This is a genomic window from Paenarthrobacter aromaticivorans (assembly GCF_019038615.1).
GTDB classification, from domain to species: domain Bacteria; phylum Actinomycetota; class Actinomycetes; order Actinomycetales; family Micrococcaceae; genus Arthrobacter; species Arthrobacter aromaticivorans.
In genome coordinates this window covers 1-17,754 of record NZ_JAHOPC010000017.1, presented here as the reverse complement: position 1 = coordinate 17,754, position 17,754 = coordinate 1, and the positions used below count along the sequence as shown (strand labels likewise).

Annotated in this window: 13 protein-coding genes; 5 read left to right on the top strand and 8 right to left on the bottom strand. The window is 62.6% G+C overall.

Annotation, left to right across the window (positions count from 1 at the left end):
* Positions 1 to 84: 84 nt before the first annotated feature.
* A complete protein-coding gene (locus KSW38_RS20605) occupies positions 85 to 2,070 on the top strand; it encodes a beta-galactosidase (protein ID WP_308169458.1) in 1,986 nt (661 codons plus the stop codon).
* Positions 2,071 to 2,226: 156 nt separating this feature from the next.
* Here KSW38_RS20605 and KSW38_RS20600 read toward each other — a convergent pair whose 3' ends face one another.
* The 3 genes from KSW38_RS20600 to KSW38_RS20590 all read right to left on the bottom strand — a co-directional run bounded on the left by KSW38_RS20600 (position 2,227) and on the right by KSW38_RS20590 (position 5,607).
* Entirely contained in the window at positions 2,227 to 3,594 is a 1,368-nt protein-coding gene (locus tag KSW38_RS20600; protein WP_216926820.1) for an ABC transporter substrate-binding protein, read from the bottom strand.
* A gap of 143 nt (positions 3,595 to 3,737) precedes the next feature.
* Entirely contained in the window at positions 3,738 to 4,670 is a 933-nt protein-coding gene (locus tag KSW38_RS20595; RefSeq protein WP_216926819.1) for a carbohydrate ABC transporter permease, read from the bottom strand.
* The gene (locus KSW38_RS20590) at positions 4,663 to 5,607 is read right to left on the bottom strand and encodes a carbohydrate ABC transporter permease (RefSeq protein WP_216926818.1); all 945 of its coding nucleotides are present in this window, start codon (positions 5,605 to 5,607) and stop codon (positions 4,663 to 4,665) included. The genes KSW38_RS20595 and KSW38_RS20590 overlap by 8 nt, the downstream gene beginning before the upstream one ends.
* Positions 5,608 to 5,981: 374 nt before the next feature.
* On the opposite strand from KSW38_RS20590, the gene KSW38_RS20585 reads away from it, so the two are divergent.
* The 3 genes from KSW38_RS20585 to KSW38_RS20575 are packed head-to-tail and all read left to right on the top strand — an operon-like array spanning position 5,982 to position 10,401.
* A complete protein-coding gene (locus KSW38_RS20585; protein ID WP_216926817.1) occupies positions 5,982 to 7,205 on the top strand; it encodes an acetylxylan esterase in 1,224 nt (407 codons plus the stop codon).
* Positions 7,202 to 9,274: a DUF6807 family protein gene (locus tag KSW38_RS20580; RefSeq protein WP_216926816.1), complete on the top strand. Its 2,073-nt coding sequence runs from the start codon at positions 7,202 to 7,204 to the stop codon at positions 9,272 to 9,274. Before KSW38_RS20585 ends, KSW38_RS20580 begins: the two co-directional genes overlap by 4 nt.
* On the top strand, positions 9,271 to 10,401 hold the full coding sequence (locus KSW38_RS20575; RefSeq protein WP_216926815.1) for a M24 family metallopeptidase: 1,131 nt from the start codon (positions 9,271 to 9,273) through the stop codon (positions 10,399 to 10,401). Before KSW38_RS20580 ends, KSW38_RS20575 begins: the two co-directional genes overlap by 4 nt.
* Positions 10,402 to 10,486: 85 nt before the next feature.
* Here KSW38_RS20575 and KSW38_RS20570 read toward each other — a convergent pair whose 3' ends face one another.
* From KSW38_RS20570 to KSW38_RS20550, 5 genes are read right to left on the bottom strand one after another with little or no spacing between them, the layout of a single operon-like run.
* Positions 10,487 to 11,938 (bottom strand): aldehyde dehydrogenase (NADP(+)), encoded by a 1,452-nt coding sequence (locus KSW38_RS20570; protein ID WP_216926814.1) that lies wholly within the window; start codon positions 11,936 to 11,938, stop codon positions 10,487 to 10,489.
* Positions 11,919 to 13,067, bottom strand: coding sequence for a mandelate racemase/muconate lactonizing enzyme family protein (locus KSW38_RS20565; RefSeq protein ID WP_216926813.1), 1,149 nt, complete (start codon positions 13,065 to 13,067; stop codon positions 11,919 to 11,921). Before KSW38_RS20565 ends, KSW38_RS20570 begins: the two co-directional genes overlap by 20 nt.
* A complete protein-coding gene (locus KSW38_RS20560; protein ID WP_216926812.1) occupies positions 13,067 to 13,972 on the bottom strand; it encodes a 5-dehydro-4-deoxyglucarate dehydratase in 906 nt (301 codons plus the stop codon). The genes KSW38_RS20565 and KSW38_RS20560 overlap by 1 nt, the downstream gene beginning before the upstream one ends.
* Complete coding sequence (locus KSW38_RS20555; protein ID WP_216926811.1) at positions 13,969 to 14,967, bottom strand: NAD-dependent epimerase/dehydratase family protein; 999 nt, start codon at positions 14,965 to 14,967, stop codon at positions 13,969 to 13,971. Before KSW38_RS20555 ends, KSW38_RS20560 begins: the two co-directional genes overlap by 4 nt.
* 29 nt (positions 14,968 to 14,996) lie before the next feature.
* A complete protein-coding gene (locus KSW38_RS20550; protein WP_216926810.1) occupies positions 14,997 to 16,418 on the bottom strand; it encodes a Gfo/Idh/MocA family protein in 1,422 nt (473 codons plus the stop codon).
* A 179-nt stretch (positions 16,419 to 16,597) separates the two neighbouring features.
* Between KSW38_RS20550 and KSW38_RS20545 the strand changes: the two genes are divergently transcribed.
* Positions 16,598 to 17,626 (top strand): LacI family DNA-binding transcriptional regulator, encoded by a 1,029-nt coding sequence (locus KSW38_RS20545; protein ID WP_216926809.1) that lies wholly within the window; start codon positions 16,598 to 16,600, stop codon positions 17,624 to 17,626.
* Positions 17,627 to 17,754 lie beyond the last annotated feature (128 nt).

Genomic DNA, 17,754 nt, shown 5'->3' with positions numbered 1-17,754 from the left:
CCTGAACTCTCCCGAGGCCCATCCGAAGGCCCGTCCGAAAGCCCCTCGGAAAGCCCGTCCGGAACCCCGTCCGTATGGACCAGCATCAACGGCCTGGCCTACGGCGGCGACTACAACCCTGAGCAATGGCCCGAAGACGTCCGCCGTGAAGATATCGAGCTGATGAAGGAAGCGGGGGTCAATTTCCTGAGCGTCGCCATCTTCTCCTGGGGCCTACTGGAACCGATGGAAGGCCAGTACGATTTCGGCTGGCTGGACGACGTAATGGACAACCTCCACCAAGCCGGCATCAAAGTGGCATTGGCTACGGCCACCGCATCACCGCCGGCCTGGCTGGCCAGGAAACACTCCGAAATCCTTCCTGTGACAGCGGAAGGAACAAGGCTGGAACGCGGCTCGCGACGGCACTACACGCCGTCGTCCTCGGTGTACCGCAGGTACGCAACCGCGATGACCAGGGTCATCGCCGAACGCTACAAGAACCACCCTGCGCTGACATTGTGGCATGTGGACAATGAGCTCGGCTGCCATGTTGGCGAGTTCCACGGTGAAGAAGACGCTGCCGCATTCCGGGCCTGGCTGGAACGCCGGTACGGATCCATCGAGGCCCTCAACGAGGCATGGGGAACCGCGTTCTGGTCCCAGCACTACGCTTCGTTCGAGGAAATCATCCCGCCCGGTGCCGCACCCACCACCCTTAACCCCGGACAGCAGCTGGACTTTGCACGGTTCAACTCGTGGGCGTTCATCGATTACTACCGCGCCCTGCTGGCAGTAATCCGCGAAGTTACACCCAACGTCCCGGCCACCACCAACTTCATGGTTTCCAGTGCCACCAAAACCTTGGACTACTTCGATTGGTCCAAGGACATGGACGTGATCGCGAACGACCATTACCTGGTGGCGGCCGATCCTGAACGGGAAATCGAGCTTGCCTTCAGCGCTGACCTCACGCGCGGCGTGGCCGGGGGCGAACCGTGGATCCTGATGGAACACTCCACATCGGCGGTCAACTGGCAATCCCATAACCAGCCAAAGATGTCCGGGGAAATGCTCCGTAACTCCCTGGCCCACGTGGCCCGCGGCGCCGACGCCGTCATGTTCTTCCAGTGGCGCCAGAGCAAGGCTGGATCTGAAAAATTCCACTCAGCCATGGTTCCGCACGGCGGACGCGACACCCAGGTCTGGCGCAACGTGGTGGAGCTCGGCGATGCCCTGTCCAAGATGGAATCCGTGAAGGGTTCCCGCGTGGAGTCGAGGGCTGCTTTCGTCTTTGACTACGAAGCATGGTGGGCCTCCGAGCTGGATTCGCACCCAAGCCAGGACCTGAAGTACTTGGAAACCATGCGGGCTTTCCACCGATCTCTGTACCTGCGTGGTGTCAGTACGGACTTCGTCCACCCCTCCGCCGACCTCTCAGGCTACGATCTCATCCTGGTCTGCACCCTCTACGCCGTGACGGATTCTGCGGCCGCCTCTATCGCTTCCGCAGCAGAGGGCGGCGCAACGGTCCTCATCAGCTACTTCAGCGGCATCGTGGATGAGCAGGACCACGTTCGGTTGGGTGGCTACCCGGGAGCTTTCCGCGAATTACTGGGAATCCGAACCGAGGAATTCCATCCGCTCTTCCCTGGCAGCACAGTCACCCTCAGCGATGGAACAGTTGGTTCCGTGTGGAGCGAGCACGTTCACGTGGCTGAATCTGGCGGCGCACCAGCCGAGGTCCTGGCTACCTTTACGGACTACCCGCTCGACGGCGTCCCCGCCCTCACCCGCAGATCCACCGGGGCCGGGGCGGCTTGGTACCTTGCGACACTACCCGACGCCGACGGCATCGATTCACTCACTGCCCGGCTGCTGGAGGAAGCTGGGGTGACGGCCGTTGCCGAGGCTTCTGCCGGCGTCGAACTCGCCCGGCGGCGATCCGCGGATGGCAGTAGCTTCCTCTTCGCCATCAACCACAGCCGCGCGGACGTGACGGTGAAGGCCGACGGCGACGAGCTGCTGAGCGGAGCGCGCTTCAGCGGTGTGGTCCCCGCCGGAGCCGTGGCAGTTATCGCGGAAGACTAACCCAACCCAACTGGGTAGCAGCAGTGCGCGTTTAGACCCCTCAAAACGCGCACTGCTGCTACCCAGTTGGGTGCGCGCGCGCAAAAACCGCGCCCCGGGCGGATCACGAATGATTCGCCCGGGGCGCGGTTCTCTTGGTGAGTTGCTTCCGGAAAGCTAGGCTCCGATCGCGGACTTCATCTCGTCCACGGCCTTCTTACCGGCTTCCTCTGTGGAGAGCCTGTTGAACAGGACTTCCGAGGAGTAGCGCTTGATGATTTCCTGGATGGCACCTGCGCCCTTCGGCGGTGCGGCCGGGGCTTCGCCGAGTTCGGGCTGGATCTCGCTGATGAAGTTGACCACCTTGGTGTCCGGCGCCGCCAGCTTGGGAGCGATTGCTTCGCGGACGTCCGAGTTGGGGTATACGCCCCGGTCAGCCAGCAGAATTTCTCCGGCCTTGACGTTGTTCGTCAGGAAGTCGATGAACTTAGCCGTCTCTTCAGGGTGCTTGGTCCTGGAGGATGCAGACCAGAACTGGGAAGCCTTGTACCAAAGCTGCGTATCAGCGGCCTTGCCAGTCTTGGACGGGAAGCGGAGGATCTGCAGTTCGCCGCCCGCAGCTTTCTCGAGCGCCGGCAACTGGTTGGACCACCAGAACGCCATGCCGTTCTTGCCGGTTGCCAGGCCACTCTGATCCAGCGGCGCAGCTTCGGCCTCAACAATTTCGGATGCCGACGGAACGGCCTTCTTCTCGCTGAGTTCCTTCAGGAAGTCCCAGTAGCCCGCGATGTCCGAGGGTTCGAAGCCAAGCTTGCCATCCTGGGTGTAAAGGGACTTGCCGTTCTGGCGCAGCCACACACCCAGGGACGCCTCGTCGGTGCCGTATGCAGCAGCGCCATAGGTTCCCTTCGGCGACTTGCTGGTGACCTCAGCCGCGATGCGTTCGAAGTCTTCCCACGTCCAGGTCTTGTCGTCCGGAAGTGCGACGCCCGCAGCCTTGAAGACCGCCGGGTTGGCCAGGATGGTGGCAGCGTTGATGCCAGCTGCAATGCCAGTGAGCCCCTTGGAACCCTTGCCGGCATTCAACGCGGCTTCGTCCATCTTGGAGGTGTCGATCTTATACTTGGACAAGTCCAGGAGCGCCCCACGAGTGGAGTACTCGGTGATGTACTTTTCGTCCATCTGGATGATATCCGGAGCATCGTTGGCAGCAACTTGAGTGGCCAGTTTGTCCCAGTAGCCGCTCCAGTCGCCATACTCGGCCTTGATCTTGATGTTGGGGTTTTCGGCCTCAAAAGCCGCGATGGCTTGCTGCGTCAATTGCGCACGCTTGTCGCCACCCCACCAGGAGAAGCGGAGCTCCACCTTGCCGTCGGCACTCTTTTGTTCTGCTCCGCCGCCACAAGCGCTCAGCGCCAGAACGGCTGCAGCTGTGGCAGCGATAATGGCCGAGGCGCGAAGCCGCCGCTTGGACCGCGCGGCCGTTGCGCGGGCTTTGGAAGCACCTGCAGGGGCGATTCCTTCACCCTTTGGAAATACCGGCACTGTTGTCTCCGATCCTCTTTGATCTTGATGCGAATGAGAAAGCGTTTTCTTGCGTGGATTTTATGCTACAAGCCACAATCTTGTATTACAAGATCTCAGCTTGTATAACTTGTCGGGCGAAAGCCCTGGGACTCCCAACTGCCCTATTTGATGCCGGTAGTTGCGATGCCCTTGATGAGGAACCGCTGGCCGAACAGGAAGACAAGGAAGACGGGGAACAGGGACACGATGGACATCGCGAAGAGTGATCCCCAACTGGTAGCGGACTGCGAGTCAACGAAAGCGCGAAGCGCTACGGGGACAGTAAACATGTCCGGATCAGTCAGGTAGATGAGTGCACCGAAGAAGTCGTTCCACGTCCAGATGAATGTGAAGATCGTGGTGGTGGCGAGGGCCGGAACCATCAAAGGCAGAATGACCCGGAGGAAAATCCTCGGATGCCCGGCGCCGTCAATGCGGGCAGCCTCATCCAATTCCTTCGGAATGCCACGGATGAACTGCACCATGAGGAACACAAAGAACGCGTCCGTTGCCAGGAGCTTCGGCACGATCAGCGGCCAGAACGTGTTCACCCAACCGATCTGCGAAAACAGGATGTACTGCGGCACGATCACAACATGGAAGGGCAGCATGATGGTCAGCAGCATGATTCCGAAGAACAGCTTTTTGCCGCTGAACTGCAGCCGGGCGAAGGCATAGGCGGCCATGGAGCACGAGATCAGGTTTCCGACGATCGAGCCGAGTACGACGATCGCAGAGTTGATCATGTAATGCCCGAAGGGGTGCGTCAGCGCAGACCAGCCATCGGTGTAATTGCTCATTTCCAGGTTGTTCAGCCAAAGGCCGGGTTCGCGGAAAATGAGGTCATTGGGCCGCAGCGAGGAAACAACCATCCATAGCAGCGGATAGATCATGATCCCGCCAACCAGGATCAGGATGGCGTGCTTGATGAGTCCTTTGATGCGGGCGTTGCGGCTGAAGGCCAGGTTTCCTGGCGATTCGCGGCGGCGCGGGCTTTTGCTGGTCTTGCTGCTTTGGCCCTCAGCTGCGGGCGGCAGGGTCTGGATTTTAGTCATCGTAGAACACCCAATACTTTGAAGCGATGAAGTTGATGGCAGTGAAGGCGCCGATAATGACCAGCAGGAACCAGGCCATCGCCGAGGCGTAGCCCATATCGAACTGACCGAAGCCCTTCTGGTACAGATACAGCGTGAAGAACATGGTGGAGTCGGATGGTCCGCCGTTTCCGCCGGAGACGATAAACGCCTGCGTGAACGACTGGAACGAACCAATGATTTGCAGCACCAGGTTGAAGAAGATGATGGGGCTCAGCATCGGCAGCGTGATCCGCCAGAACTTCTGCAAAGTGGTGGCGCCGTCAACTTCGGCGGCCTCGTAGTACATGTTCGGGATCTGGCGCAGGCCCGCCAGGAAGATGATCATCGGGCTGCCGAATGTCCAGACGTGCAGCAGGATGATGGAGCCGAGCGCCGTGTTTGGATCCGAGATCCATCCAGGCCCCTGGATGCCGATCATGGCGAGGACCTGGTTCACCAGGCCGGTGGTGCCGAAGATCTGCTTCCAAAGAATCGCGACAGCCACAGATCCGCCCAGCAGCGACGGCAAATAGAAGATGGAACGGTAGAACGGAAGGCCACGAAGCCCTTTGTCCAGGACCAGCGCGATCACCAGGGCCACAGCCAGCTGGAGCGGCACGCCTACCAGCACATATGTGAAGGTAACGCGCAAGGAGTTATGGAGTCGAGCATCGCCGAACATGCGGACGAAGTTGTCGATTCCCACCCACTGCGGTGGTTGCAGAAGGTTGTAGTCCGTAAAGGACAGGTACAACGACATCAGCATCGGACCCACGGTGATGACCACGAGGCCGATCAGCCACGGAAGCAGGAAAACATAGGCGGCCTTGTTGTCGCGACCGTTCGCTTTCTTCTCCTCCTTGGTCATGGGCCCCTTGCGGCGCGTCATTGTGGAGAGTTCGCCGATGGCGCTCATCGCTTCCCTCCTGCCTGACCGCGAACGCCTTTCGGCGTCCCCGTATGTTCATAAGCGGCCATGTGGTCTCCTTTGGTCATCGTGGCCATCCACGGAGTACGAGTGTGGTTGATGCTTGCCTTCCGGGACGCCGCCGTTCACTCGGCGGCACCCCTTGACTCGCCGGGATGTGGATCCTGGTGATCAGCGGCTCCGTACCAAAGTAAACGCTTTCTTGACCCATGTACAGCCTTTTGCTAATTTTTGAGAAAGCGTTTTCTGAGGAAGCCGCCAATAACCGATTTACACACGCCGAAGAAGCCCGGTGTGCGCTTTCGCACATCATCCGCACCGAAAAGGCAGGACACCATTGTTCCCCAAGCACGGCGACTGCCATGACCACTGCTGACATGGCAGGAATGCCCATCCGCCCCAGCGCTCTTGGCCGCTACGAGGATTGGCCCGCTTACGCCGCCCGGCATCACTTCGCGGCAACCTCTCCAAGTGCCCAGCAGCTGGTGGACACGCTCGGGGTCCCTGCCACTGCGCCGGTTACTGAATACAGGGTGGAAACCCAAACAGAGCACGACGGCGTCATCACCTCCCGCTTGTCCTGGCAGCTTGGTTTCGGACCAAGGACCTCGGCCTGGTTCGTGCGGCCAGCCCGCTCCACTGGCCCCCTGCCCGGGATACTGGCTCTTCACTGCCATGGCGGGATCAAATCCCATGGCGCGGAGCGGCTGGTCTTACTTCCACGAGAAGAAGAGAACGACGCCGGGGCCACCACCACTGCGGCTGGCTTCGGTCGTATACCGGTCCAATTACGGGAAAAGCTCTACAGCGGGCGCCACTGGGCTACATGGCTTGCCCAGCAGGGTTTCGCCGTCCTGGCACACGACGCCTTCATGTGGGGCAGTCGCGGCTTCGGTCTGGAAACCCAGCCTTGGCGGACGGCCCAGTCCGTCAACGGCCAGCAGGCACTGTGGCGGGAGGCCGGCGTCGAGCCTTCCCCGGCGGATCTTTACAACGCAGCAGCGTCCAATCATGAAGAAACCGTGGCGAAAGCCGCAACGCTCCTTGGCACCAGCATCGCCGGGACGGTGGCGCATGACGACCTCACGGCGCTAGGCATCCTGGCATCCCTCCCCGGAGTCGATCCGGAACGCCTTGGATGCACCGGATTTTCAGGTGGAGGCGGCCGGGCCATGGTGCTCGCCGCCCTCAGTCCACTGATCCGCAGCTATGTGGTCACGTGCATGATGACCACCTTCGCGTCCCTCCTCCCTGCCTACCTCGATGCCCATTCCTGGTTGCTCCACTCCCCTGGCCTGTCAAGGCTGGGAGATTGGCCCGATCTGGTAATGCGTTCAACTGCCGGCGCTGTCCTGGTCCAGTACGCACTAGCCGACCAGCTGTTTCCGGAAGCAGGAATGCGCGACGCCGATGCCCACCTTTCGGAGCGGATGCCGGCTGGGCGGTACACAGGCAGCTTTTGGCCCGGGCCCCATGTTTTTTCCACCGCCATGCAGGAAGAGGCGGCAGCTTTTCTCTCCTCCAACCTCCAGGCCGATGAAGCCCATGGTTTCCCCACAACTGATCCCGCTAGGACAGCACTATGACTTTGCCCTCAACGGCCTCCCACACAATCGTGGGCGTTCACAACCAACTGCCCCGGGTAGCACTCGTTGGCGTTCACGGATTCGGCGAACGACACCTTGAAAACCTCCATCGGCTCAGTTCCGCCGGAATGCTTGAACTAGTGGCTGTTGCCGATCCACGGCCACCCGCCCAAGGCCAGTTGCCTCCTGACGTGGGCGTCTACAATTCCTTGGACGACCTCTTGGCTGCGGGAAGTGCCCCCGACGTCGTCATCATTTCCACTCCTATCCAAACCCACGCTCCGCTGGCCCTCGCAGCACTGGGGGCAGGCGCCAACGTCTACCTCGAAAAGCCTCCCGTGGCTTCCATGGCCCAGTACGAAAGCGTCCTCGCAGCGTCGGCGAGCGCCGGTCGGATTGTTCAAGTCGGTTTCCAGAGCCTTGGTTCGCATGCCCTTCCCGCCATAGAAAAGCTTGTGGCATCTGGTGAGATCGGCGAGGTCCGCGGCATCAGCGCGACGGGCCAGTGGCTCCGGACAAAGGGGTACTTCACGCGCTCCCGCTGGGCCGGTAAGCGAAGCCTGAACGGTACGGATGTGGTGGACGGCGTCGCGACGAACGCCTTGGCACACGCAGTGGCTACCGGGCTGCGACTCGCAGGTGCCAGGAGCGTTGCCGACGTCGAATTGGTCGAAACCGACCTTTACCGGGCGAATGACACCGAAAGCGATGACACTTCCGTGATCAGGGTCCGGACGGCGACAGGCACCGTGCTGACCTGCGGGCTGACGTTGTGCGCGCCCGTGCAGTCGGCGCCATCGGTGACCGTCTACGGAACGCTCGGGCAGATCACGCTTTCCTACACCGAAGACAGCCTGGAGATCACTACTCCGGACGGGATCCGGAATGAGATTTTCGGTCGGACGGACCTGTTGGAAAACCTCCTTTCAGCACGGACGGAACAGGATCTGCTCAGCCCATTGAGTGGAGCCGGCGCCTACATGTCCGTGTTGGAAGCGGTCCGAACCTCGGACGCACCCCGGCTCATCCATCCGGACCATGTGACGTGGCTGGGCGAAGGCGACGACGCCCATGCCGTGGTACGGGACATCGAGTCGTGGATCCACCGCGCCACCCTGGGCCAAGCAACGTTCGTGGAACTCGGGGCGCCGTGGGTTGAAAAAGCTGCGGTTACCGATGGAGCAGCCAAGCCAGAGCTGAAGGTCAACGGCAGAGCCGTCGCCACTATGCAGGACGGCTCACGCATCCGGCCAACCTCCTCGCCGCGCCCGTACCTCCACCCCGTCCGCACCCTTGCCGGCACGATCGTAAGTGACCACATTCCGGAGGACCATGTGTGGCACCTTGGAGCGGGGGTCGCCATCCAGGACGTGGACGGTATCAATTTCTGGGGTGGCCGGACCTACACGCGCCACGCCGGTGCGTACGTCTGGCGCAAGGACCACGGCCGCGTGGTCCTTGAGTCCGCGGAACATAGGGATGGACAGCGGAACGAGCTATTGAGCTGGGTGGGCCCTGACGGTTCCCCTGTCCTCCGCGAACAGCGCGAGTGGCGCTGGGCCGCCGTCGGAAATTCCGTCTGGCAATTGACGCTGGACTTCACGCTCGAATCCGCCACGGGACGCCCGGTGCTGCTAGGCAGCCCCGGTTCCAACGGAAGGTCGCAGGGCGGTTATGGCGGCTTCTTCTGGCGCCTGCCAAGGGTCAGTGACGCAACCATTTGGACCCCTGACTCGCGCGGGGAAGATACCGTCCATGGCAGCGTCGCGCCCTGGCTGGCTTGGTCAGGAACTTTCGACGCCGGAACGGGCGGCGGCCATAGTGCGGGCGATCCGGGCTTGGGGCATCCGGCCACGCTCGTCTTCCTGGCATCCCCTCAAGCAGCGGACCCCTGGTTCGTTCGGCACTCGGGCTATCCGGGCGTGGGGCTGTCCTTGGCGTGGGAGTCGCCGGTGGCCACCGAACCCGACCGCCCTGTGCATCGCACCGTCAGGGTGCTCATCGCTGACGGCTTCCTAGCCACACAGGACATTGAACAGCTCATCTCAACCCAGGGGGACCCAGCATGACCGCTCCGACTCAATCTGCAGTAACGCCGGACGCCGCACGGACATCCGGCGCTGCGTCCCCGGCCCCCGGCAATGCCACCGACCGTGTGGTGAAGCGCCGCCGCATAATGGACATCCTGGACCGTTCGGATCGAGACTCGCTTCTGCTCACGAGCAACACGGCACTCACCTGGTATCTGGACGGCAGTCGTGTCCATATCAGCCTGGCAGGGGATCCCATCGCCGCCCTCCTGGTGGATCGAGCCGGAGATCATCTTGTGACGTTCAACAACGAAGCCGACAGGATCGAGGCAGAGGAGCTTCCCCAGGGCGTCAACCTGCACAGTATTCCGTGGCACGGCCAACTGCATGCATCTGCGGCCGGGCTGGCCGACGACGGAAACCCTCTGATGGAAGCCGCTGTCGCGGGGGAATTACGGGCAGCGCGACAACAACTCCTGCCTGCAGAAACAGCCCGCTATGCCCAATTGTCCGCAGATGCCGCCAAGGCGATGACCGACGTCCTCACGGCAGCAACGCCCGGGACAACCGAATTTGAGCTTGTCTCGGACTTGGCTGCCCGGATTGTGGCAGTGGGCGCCGAGCCCCTTGTCCTGCTATGCAGCGGTGCTGCCAGGAGCGGTTTCCGCCACCCGCTGGCAACGCATGCTCCCATCGGTCGCAGGGCAATGGCCGTGGTTTGCGCCCGCCGTCATGGCTTGGTGGCCAACGTGACCCGTTGGGTAGCGTTCGACGCCGGCACTCCACAGGAGCTCGACGCCGAAGCACGCATCGCAGCGGTTGAAGCGGACATCTTCCGGGCCACCGTGCCGGGTGCCAAGCTCAATGAGGTGTTCGCCGCTATCCAGGATGCCTATGTGCGCCACCGGTTTGGTCCCGATCAATGGACCCTGCATCATCAGGGCGGTCCAGCAGGTTATGCCGGCCGTGATCCGCGGGTCACCGCGGACGTGACGGACAGGATCGTCCTCGACCAGCCGTTCACGTGGAACCCCTCCGGACCGGGCGTGAAAATCGAAGACACCGTGCTGCTCACAGAAGGCGGAGTCAAGGTGCTGACCGTCGACGAGCGCTGGCCGACGACGGAAGTGGACGGCCGCCGTCGTCCGATCACCCTGCGGCCGTAGCGCGTTACCAACCACAAAACGCGAAGGGCGAGGTCACCATCACGGTGACCCCGCCCTTCGCGTACTGCAATCCTGCTTGGCGCCCTTAGCCCAGGGTTAGCGCGCCGTCCACCCGGCGCGGGATGCCTAACGGGTTCGCCTCGCGCAGGGCAGGGTGCAGGATGTTCTCCGGAGCGTCCTGGTAAGCCACGGGACGCTGGAAGCGGCGAACCGCGGTAGCGCCCACTGAGGTGAACAGCGATGTCGTGGCGGGGTACGGTCCTCCGTGCTGCTGCGACCAGTTCACTGCAACGCCAGTGGGCCAACCGTCGAACAACACGCGACCTGCAAGCTCACTCAGCTGCTCCACAAGCGCTGAAACGTCCTCCCCTGGCTGCGCGTGCACGGTGCCGGTGAGGCTGCCTGGAACCTTGGCGAGGGCCTGTGACAGCTCTTCCTCATTGGCGTACTCAATGAGGAGCGTGGTGGGGCCGAAGCACTCTTCCAGCAACTCATCAGGACGCTCCAGCACGTTGGCGGCGCTTGTCGAGAACACCACCGGAGCTGCGCCGTCGGCCAGGCTGTCCTGATCCACTGTGCCGCTCACCACCGCAACGCCCGGCTGCTCCGCGACGCTGCGCAGGCCGTAAGGATAGGCCTCCGCGATCCGCTCAGTCAGCATGGCCGCGGTCGGCTTGTCCTTGCTCGCCTCTGCCACCTGGGCAGCGAAGTCGGTGCCCGCGGGGATGAAAACGAGTCCGGGCTTTGTGCAGAACTGTCCCGCTCCCTGGGTGAACGAACCAGCCAGGCCAGCAGCAAGTTCCTTAGCGCGATCGGCCAAAGCACCATCCGTGATGACCACGGGGTTCAGGCTGCCCAGTTCGCCATAAAAGGGGATCGGTTCCGGGCGGGACGTTGCGAGGTCGAACAGTGCGCGGCCGCCGGGGATGGAACCGGTGAAGCCCACAGCCTTGATGGCGGGATCCTGCACCAATGCGGTACCTGCCTCGCGTCCGCTCACGAGGGCGAAGATGCCGTCCGGAGCTCCGGCCTTGGCCAAGGCTTCGGTCACGATCTCGGCAGTCCGCTCGGACAGGCGTAGGTGGCCGGAATGTGCTTTGACGATCACCGGGCAACCGACAGCGAGCGCCGATGCAGTGTCGCCACCGGCCACCGAGAACGCGAACGGGAAGTTCGACGCCGAGAACACGGCCACGGGTCCAATCGGACGCAGGATGCGGCGCAGGTCAGGCTTGGGCGGCGTGGCGGCAGGATCCGCGTGATCGATCACTGCCTCCAAGTACGAGCCCTCGGTGATCACCTTCGCGAACAGCCGGAGTTGGCCGCTCGTCCGGGCCACCTCACCTGTGAGCCGAACCGTACCAAGGCTGGTTTCGGAGTCAGCTATGGCCACCAGTTCCGTCACGTTGGCGTCCAGGGCGTCGGCGACGGCGGTCAGCCAGGCTGCGCGCTCGGCGTCGGACGCTGCGGCGGTCACCTTGAAGGCTGCGGCGGCAGCCCCTGTCACCGCGGTCAGGTCAAGAGTTGCTGTACTCAATGTGGTTTCCTTTACTCTCAGGGGCGGAGCTCTCAGGGGCGGAGCTCTCACGTGCGGCCGGCTTTTGGGCAAAGTCGAAGCCAAGGCCGGGACGGCTTGCCGAGCTGAGCCTGCTGTTGCGGATTCGGATGGGAGAGGGCTCGGCGAGGATGCCGAGCTGCTCGAAGGAAGCGTCTTCCACTTCTTCCACGCTCACGGCCTCGGCCAAGGTGAGCGCCAACTGTCCGGAGAGTTCCGGAAGAAGGTGCGGAGCCACCCTGATGCTGTTCGCGCGGGCCAACTCCACGATCCTGCGGAACGGCGTAATGCCGCCCACCCGGACAATGTTGGGTTGGATGATATCCACGGCTTCGGCTTCGATGAAGTCGCGGAAACGGTAGATAGTGTGGACGTTCTCGCCAAGCGCGATCGGCACGGGAGAGTGTTTGCGCAGGCGCCGGTAGGCCCACAAATCGTCAGCACGGATTGGCTCTTCAAGCCATTCCAATCCGTACTCCCCCAAAACATCCAAGGCGCGGAAGGTATGCGCCAGGTCCCAGCGTTGGTTGGCATCAATCATGAGCAGGCGGTCCGGGCCAATGACCTGCCGGACCGCGGCAACCCGTTCAGCGTCTTCGCGTAGCTCAGGCTTTCCCACCTTGATCTTCACAGCCTTATGGCCAGCGGCAACCCAGCGCTGTGCCTGCTCCACGAGTTGTTCCAAGGAGTAGTGCAGATTCACGCCCGAGCCATAGACCTCCACTGATTCCTGGCGTTGACCCAGGAGAGCAGTGACGGAGGTGTCGGCCTGACGGGTTTTAAGGTCCCACAGCGCGAGGTCCACACCGGCCATTGCGATAGTGGTCAGGCCTCCCCCACCTGCCTCGTGCAGACGCTTCCAGAGTTGGTCCCACACCGCTTCGGGATTCGGTTCCAACCCAAGGATGAAGGGGGCGATGTCGTAGTCCAGAAGTGCTTTGACTGCCTGGGGACCAATAGTAGGTGTCCACGAGAAACCGTGGCCCACGCCGCCGTCGTCAGTACTCAGTTCGGTGACGATCACGTGGTTCTCGGGAGCCTCAGCCCCCCAGCTACGCAGCAACGGAACCGTGATCAAACGCGTGGTGAGGCCGGTAATGCGCGCTGTCATCAGCTGAGCGCCAACTCGTGGCCCTTGGCCAGGATCGACTTCAGCTCCAGCAGCTGTTCCGCCGTGGGGTCCACCAGTGGCGGACGGACAGGGCCTACCGGCAACCCTGCCAATCGCAGCCCCGCCTTGATGAGGGAAACGCCGAAGCCTGGAGTCTGGTCCCGAAGCCTCACGAGGGGTGCATAGAAGCCCTCAAGCAGGGCGTTCCGGCGGTCTTCGTCACCAGAAACGTATGCGTCGTAGTAGGCCTTCGCGATCTCCGGAGCCATGGCAAAGGCGGCCGAGGAGTAGAGCGGGATCCCGAGGCCGCGGTAAGCGCCCTGGGTCAGCTCTGCCGTGAGGAGTCCATTGAAAAGTGCGAAGTCGGTTCGGCCGCTGGCGTTGATGGCAGATACGATTTCCTGCGCCAGGCCGACGTCCCCGATCCCATCCTTGAAGCCGATGACTTTCGGGTTCGCGGTGAGGCGGCTCATGGCTGCGGCCGTGAACTTCGCCGTGCCACGGTGATAAACGATCACGGGCAGGCTGCTGGCGTCGGCGATGGCCTCGACGTAAGCAACGACGCCGTCTGTTGGCCCTGTAACCAGGTACGGCGGGAGAACCAGCAGGGCGTCGGCGCCTGCCTCCTCGGCTACCTTGGCGGCAGCAAGGGCGTGGCCCAACGGGCCGCCGGCGCCTGCGACTACCGGGACGGCTCCAGCAACAGCTTCGACGGCGGCAGCCACCACGGTGCGGATCTCATCCAGGGAGAGGGCGTGGAATTCACCCGTGCCACACGCTGGGAAAACACCTCCGGGGCCGTAAGGAAGGCGCGAGGTGATGTGCTCCTTCAGAAGGGCCACATCCACCGAGCCGTCTTCGGCAAAGGGTGTGACGGGGAAAAACAGTACGCCGTCGAAGTTCATGGTGTCTCCTTGGTTGCTCCCGCCGGGACCAGGCCGGCGTGATTCTCGTCGTTGAGTAGTGCTTGCTCTGATGCTGCTGAATCTGCGCTTTCATATGGCGGCGTAAGTTCGGTTCGCCAACTGCGCTTGGGCTCCCAGCCAAGAAGGTCACGCGCTTTCCCGATGGAGAACGCCGGGCTGGTACCGGACAGGTGTTCGGTAAGCGGGCCGCTGCCCGGCAAAAAACGCGGGAACAGCTCAGCGAGCGGAGCAGTGGCCAAGGCATCCTTCGCTCCGACGAAGAAGACCTGCCCGTTGGGGATTGCATCCATCTTCTCCAGCAGCACGTCCAGGAAGTCGGCCACGTCCCTGGCATCGACATAGTTGAACAGCGCCGGGGCTGAAAGTGCCGGATCGGCAAGGCGTTCGCGGACAGTGTGTCCTTGCTGTGTTGGCGCGCCTTGCCACTCCTCCGGGGAGATGACAAAGCAGGGCCGGAATGCCGCGTAGCGGATCTTGTCCCCCTGCGCCGCCGCAAACATCTGCACTGTTTGCTCGGCGATCAGCTTGGACAGCGCGTAAGCATTCCAGGGCTTAGGCGGCGTCTGCTCGTCCAACGGGAACGACGGCGGCAGCCAACCTGCGGGTGAGCCGTAGCCCAGGGCGGTGGGGCTGCTTGCCGTAATAATCTTCGGAATACCCGCATCAGTGGCTGCACTGATGACCGCGTAGGCGAGCCGGGTATTGGTACTGAAGATGACTTCCTCAGGAGCGCTGAAAGGTACGGCGATAGCAGCGAGGTGGATGACGGCGTCGGGGTTTGTTTCCCGGAGGAGCCGCTCCGCTTCTCCCGGGGCCAAAAGGTCCGCCGTTCGCTGCACTGCGCCAGTGGGCAACTGCTCCGCCGGGATGGCGTCGCGATCAACCGAGACCACCTCGTGGCCCGCCTGGGCAAGGCCGGCAACGACGCTGCGGCCCAGCCGGCCGGAACCGCCGGTGACGAAAATCCTGCTCATGGTGTTGTCCTTGTGTAAGTGGTGGGCCGCTACGCCTGGCCGCGGCTGAGATCGACGCCGAGGCCAAGTTCACTGATGCGGACAGGGAATCCGGTGTCCAGGGACTGGTTGCCGGCGATGCCGACTGAGACGGAACGGAGGCCGTCAATGTACCCCGACGGGCGGCCCAATGGGTCTACGCCCGGGCCGTTGAAGAGGTCTGAGAGCAGCAGGTTGTCGCCGCCTCCGTGGCCCCCCTCACCGTTGACGATCGGGACCTCGTAGGCCGCCTCCCAGTGGCGCTGGACCACCAGGCGCTCCCCGTTTCGTCGGACAGCGTCTTCTTCCTCGATGGGCGTCGCGCTGGGGTCCACCACGGTCTTCTTGTCAGTGCTGAATTGGACTGCTGCGCGCTCAACCACTTCGAGTTCGGCCCGGCCTTCCGTACCGTTGACGCTGACCCTGTAGCCCTCCCACGGGCTGTGGGCGTTCAGCGAGTAACTCAGCGTGGGGCCGCCCTGGTAGTCCACTACGAGGGCCAGGTTGTCCTCGATCGTGATGCCTTCAGTGAAGACGTCCTGGTCCCTGAGGTAGCCGTCGAACTTTTCATTGTCGTAGTACAGGGCCTTCAGGCGTTCGTCTTCCCGCATGTCCAGGCGGAACGGATCACGCGCCAAGCCATCAACCGTGCCGCGTTCGGGGCGGGCGCCCAGACCGCGCTCGGCAGCATTCTTGTCGCCATAAAAGCGGAGCCCTCCGGAGACGAAAACGCGCTCGGGGACGTCATTGATCCACCAGTTGACGAGGTCGAAGTGGTGCGAGGCCTTGTGGATGAGCAGGCCACCGGAGTTCTTCTTCTCACGATGCCAGCGGCGGAAGTAGTCTGCGCCGTGCACGGTGTCCAGCACCCAGGTGAAGTCGATGGACGTGACCTTGCCGATCACGCCGTTCTGGATGATCTCCTTAAGCGCGGTGTTGCGCGGCGAGTAGCGGTAATTGAAGGTGACTACGACGTTCCGTCCGGTTTCTGCCACGGCGTTGGTAATGCGGCGGCAGCCCTCAACATCGATGGTCAGGGGCTTTTCAACCACGACGTCGGCGCCCGCCTCGAGTGCCTCGACGATGTAGTCCGCGTGGGTGTAGTCGGGCGTTGTGACGATGACGCGCTCGATGCCGTTGGCCTGGATAAACTCTGTGAGCTTCGCTGGCTCAAAGGATGCCACTGGCCCCGGGCCGCCCAAATCCTTGATGAGTTCCTGGTAAAACTCCACGCGGCCTTGGTTCACGTCGGACAAAGCGACGAGGTCAGCTACGTCGGCGTGCTGTCCATAGATTGCGCGAATGTACATTTCCGAGCGGCCCCCGGTCCCGATGAGGGCAATGCGGGTCCGATGAGGGTCAGTGCCTCCGGGGGCGGATCCGGAAGTGTCCGCCGCCGTTGAATGGGTCCTGGCGGTGTCAACGTTGACCATGGGAATGCCCCTTTCAAAAGGCAGGAGTGAACCGCTTGACGGCCCGGCGTGATCTGGGAAGAATCATGAGAAAGCGTTTTCTCAGAGCGTTATAAGCTTTGTATCAAGACTGTGGCGGTTCCGTCAACCATTGCCCCAACGCCGGGGCAGCACGCGGACAGCCAACCGGAAGGGGCAACATGGCACGGAGGAACACCAATCGGCGGATTGGCATTGCCGATGTCGCGGAGAAGGCAGGCGTCTCGCACGCCACAGTGTCCCGCGTCATGAACGGTAACGCCGCCGTGGATCCCGGCATCGCTGCCCGCGTAAGGGCTGCAGCTTCCGAACTCAAGTACCAGCCGAATCCCGTGGGACGAAGCCTGGCTTTGGGCAAGACTGACACCATCGGCATTGTTGTCCCGGACCTGGCCAACCCCACCTTCCAGGCCATCCTTCGCGGACTCAGCATTGCGGCGTCCCAGGACGGGTATCGCGTCCTGATCGCAGATTCATCCGAGGTAACCAGCGAGGAAGCAATCCTCGCCGGAGAAGCCCGTCGCCGCTGCGATGGAGTGGTGCTCTGCGCACCCCGAATGGGCGATGCCGAACTTGAAGAGCTGGCACCTACCCTGCATCCGCTGGTCCTCATCAACCGCACCACGGTGGCCACCAACACCCCAAGCCTCAGCGTGGACTATGGCCAAGGCATCCAGGAACTCGCCCAGCACCTGGTGGGTCTGGGTCACCGGCGGCTGGCCTTCCTTTCCGGCCCGGAGCACAGTGCATCCAACCGGCAGCGCTTGGTGGGCCTGGAGAAATTCCGGAAGGAGCACCCGGAGATTGAACTCCAAATGCTCCATGGCGGCTCCAACTTCGACTCCGGACATGAATCCACCGAGGCCATCATCGCCAGTGGCGCAACGGGCATCCTGGCCTTCAATGACCTCGTGGCCATGGGTTTGCTAAGCGGCCTGCACGAGCACGGATTACGGGTTCCGGAGGACATCTCGGTGACGGGGTTCGACGACATCCCGTTCGCCAAGTACACCACTCCCCCGCTGACCACCGCCGCTGTTCCCATCAATGAACTCGGGAGCCTGGCCTGGCGCAGGATGCGCGAGCAGATCCAGCAAGCGGGGGAACCCACCACGCAAGCGCAAGACGAGTTCTCGCCGCGGATGGAAATCCGGAAGAGCACCGCGGCGCCGGCCCTGAAGCCCGCCTAGAAATGCAACGCGGGGATCCTTCTATGGTTGTCAAGGGTGGCGTGGGTCCGTGTTTGTGGCGTTAAGGGTTCGGTAGGTCCGTCGGGCGAGATAGCGTTTCACGCACCGGCGGATCTCCTTTTTGGTTC

Bases quoted from the DNA above. Each gene is read 5' to 3' on its own strand.
- KSW38_RS20595 (WP_216926819.1), bottom strand. From the start codon at position 4,670: ATGACTAAAATCCAGACCCTGCCGCCCGCAGCTGAGGGCCAAAGCAGC.
- KSW38_RS20590 (WP_216926818.1), bottom strand. From the start codon at position 5,607: ATGAGCGCCATCGGCGAACTCTCCACAATGACGCGCCGCAAGGGGCCC.
- KSW38_RS20585 (WP_216926817.1), top strand. From the start codon at position 5,982: ATGACCACTGCTGACATGGCAGGAATGCCCATCCGCCCCAGCGCTCTT.
- KSW38_RS20580 (WP_216926816.1), top strand. From the start codon at position 7,202: ATGACTTTGCCCTCAACGGCCTCCCACACAATCGTGGGCGTTCACAAC.
- KSW38_RS20575 (WP_216926815.1), top strand. From the start codon at position 9,271: ATGACCGCTCCGACTCAATCTGCAGTAACGCCGGACGCCGCACGGACA.
- KSW38_RS20565 (WP_216926813.1), bottom strand. From the start codon at position 13,067: ATGACAGCGCGCATTACCGGCCTCACCACGCGTTTGATCACGGTTCCG.
- KSW38_RS20560 (WP_216926812.1), bottom strand. From the start codon at position 13,972: ATGAACTTCGACGGCGTACTGTTTTTCCCCGTCACACCCTTTGCCGAA.
- KSW38_RS20555 (WP_216926811.1), bottom strand. From the start codon at position 14,967: ATGAGCAGGATTTTCGTCACCGGCGGTTCCGGCCGGCTGGGCCGCAGC.
- KSW38_RS20550 (WP_216926810.1), bottom strand. From the start codon at position 16,418: ATGGTCAACGTTGACACCGCCAGGACCCATTCAACGGCGGCGGACACT.
- KSW38_RS20545 (WP_216926809.1), top strand. From the start codon at position 16,598: ATGGCACGGAGGAACACCAATCGGCGGATTGGCATTGCCGATGTCGCG.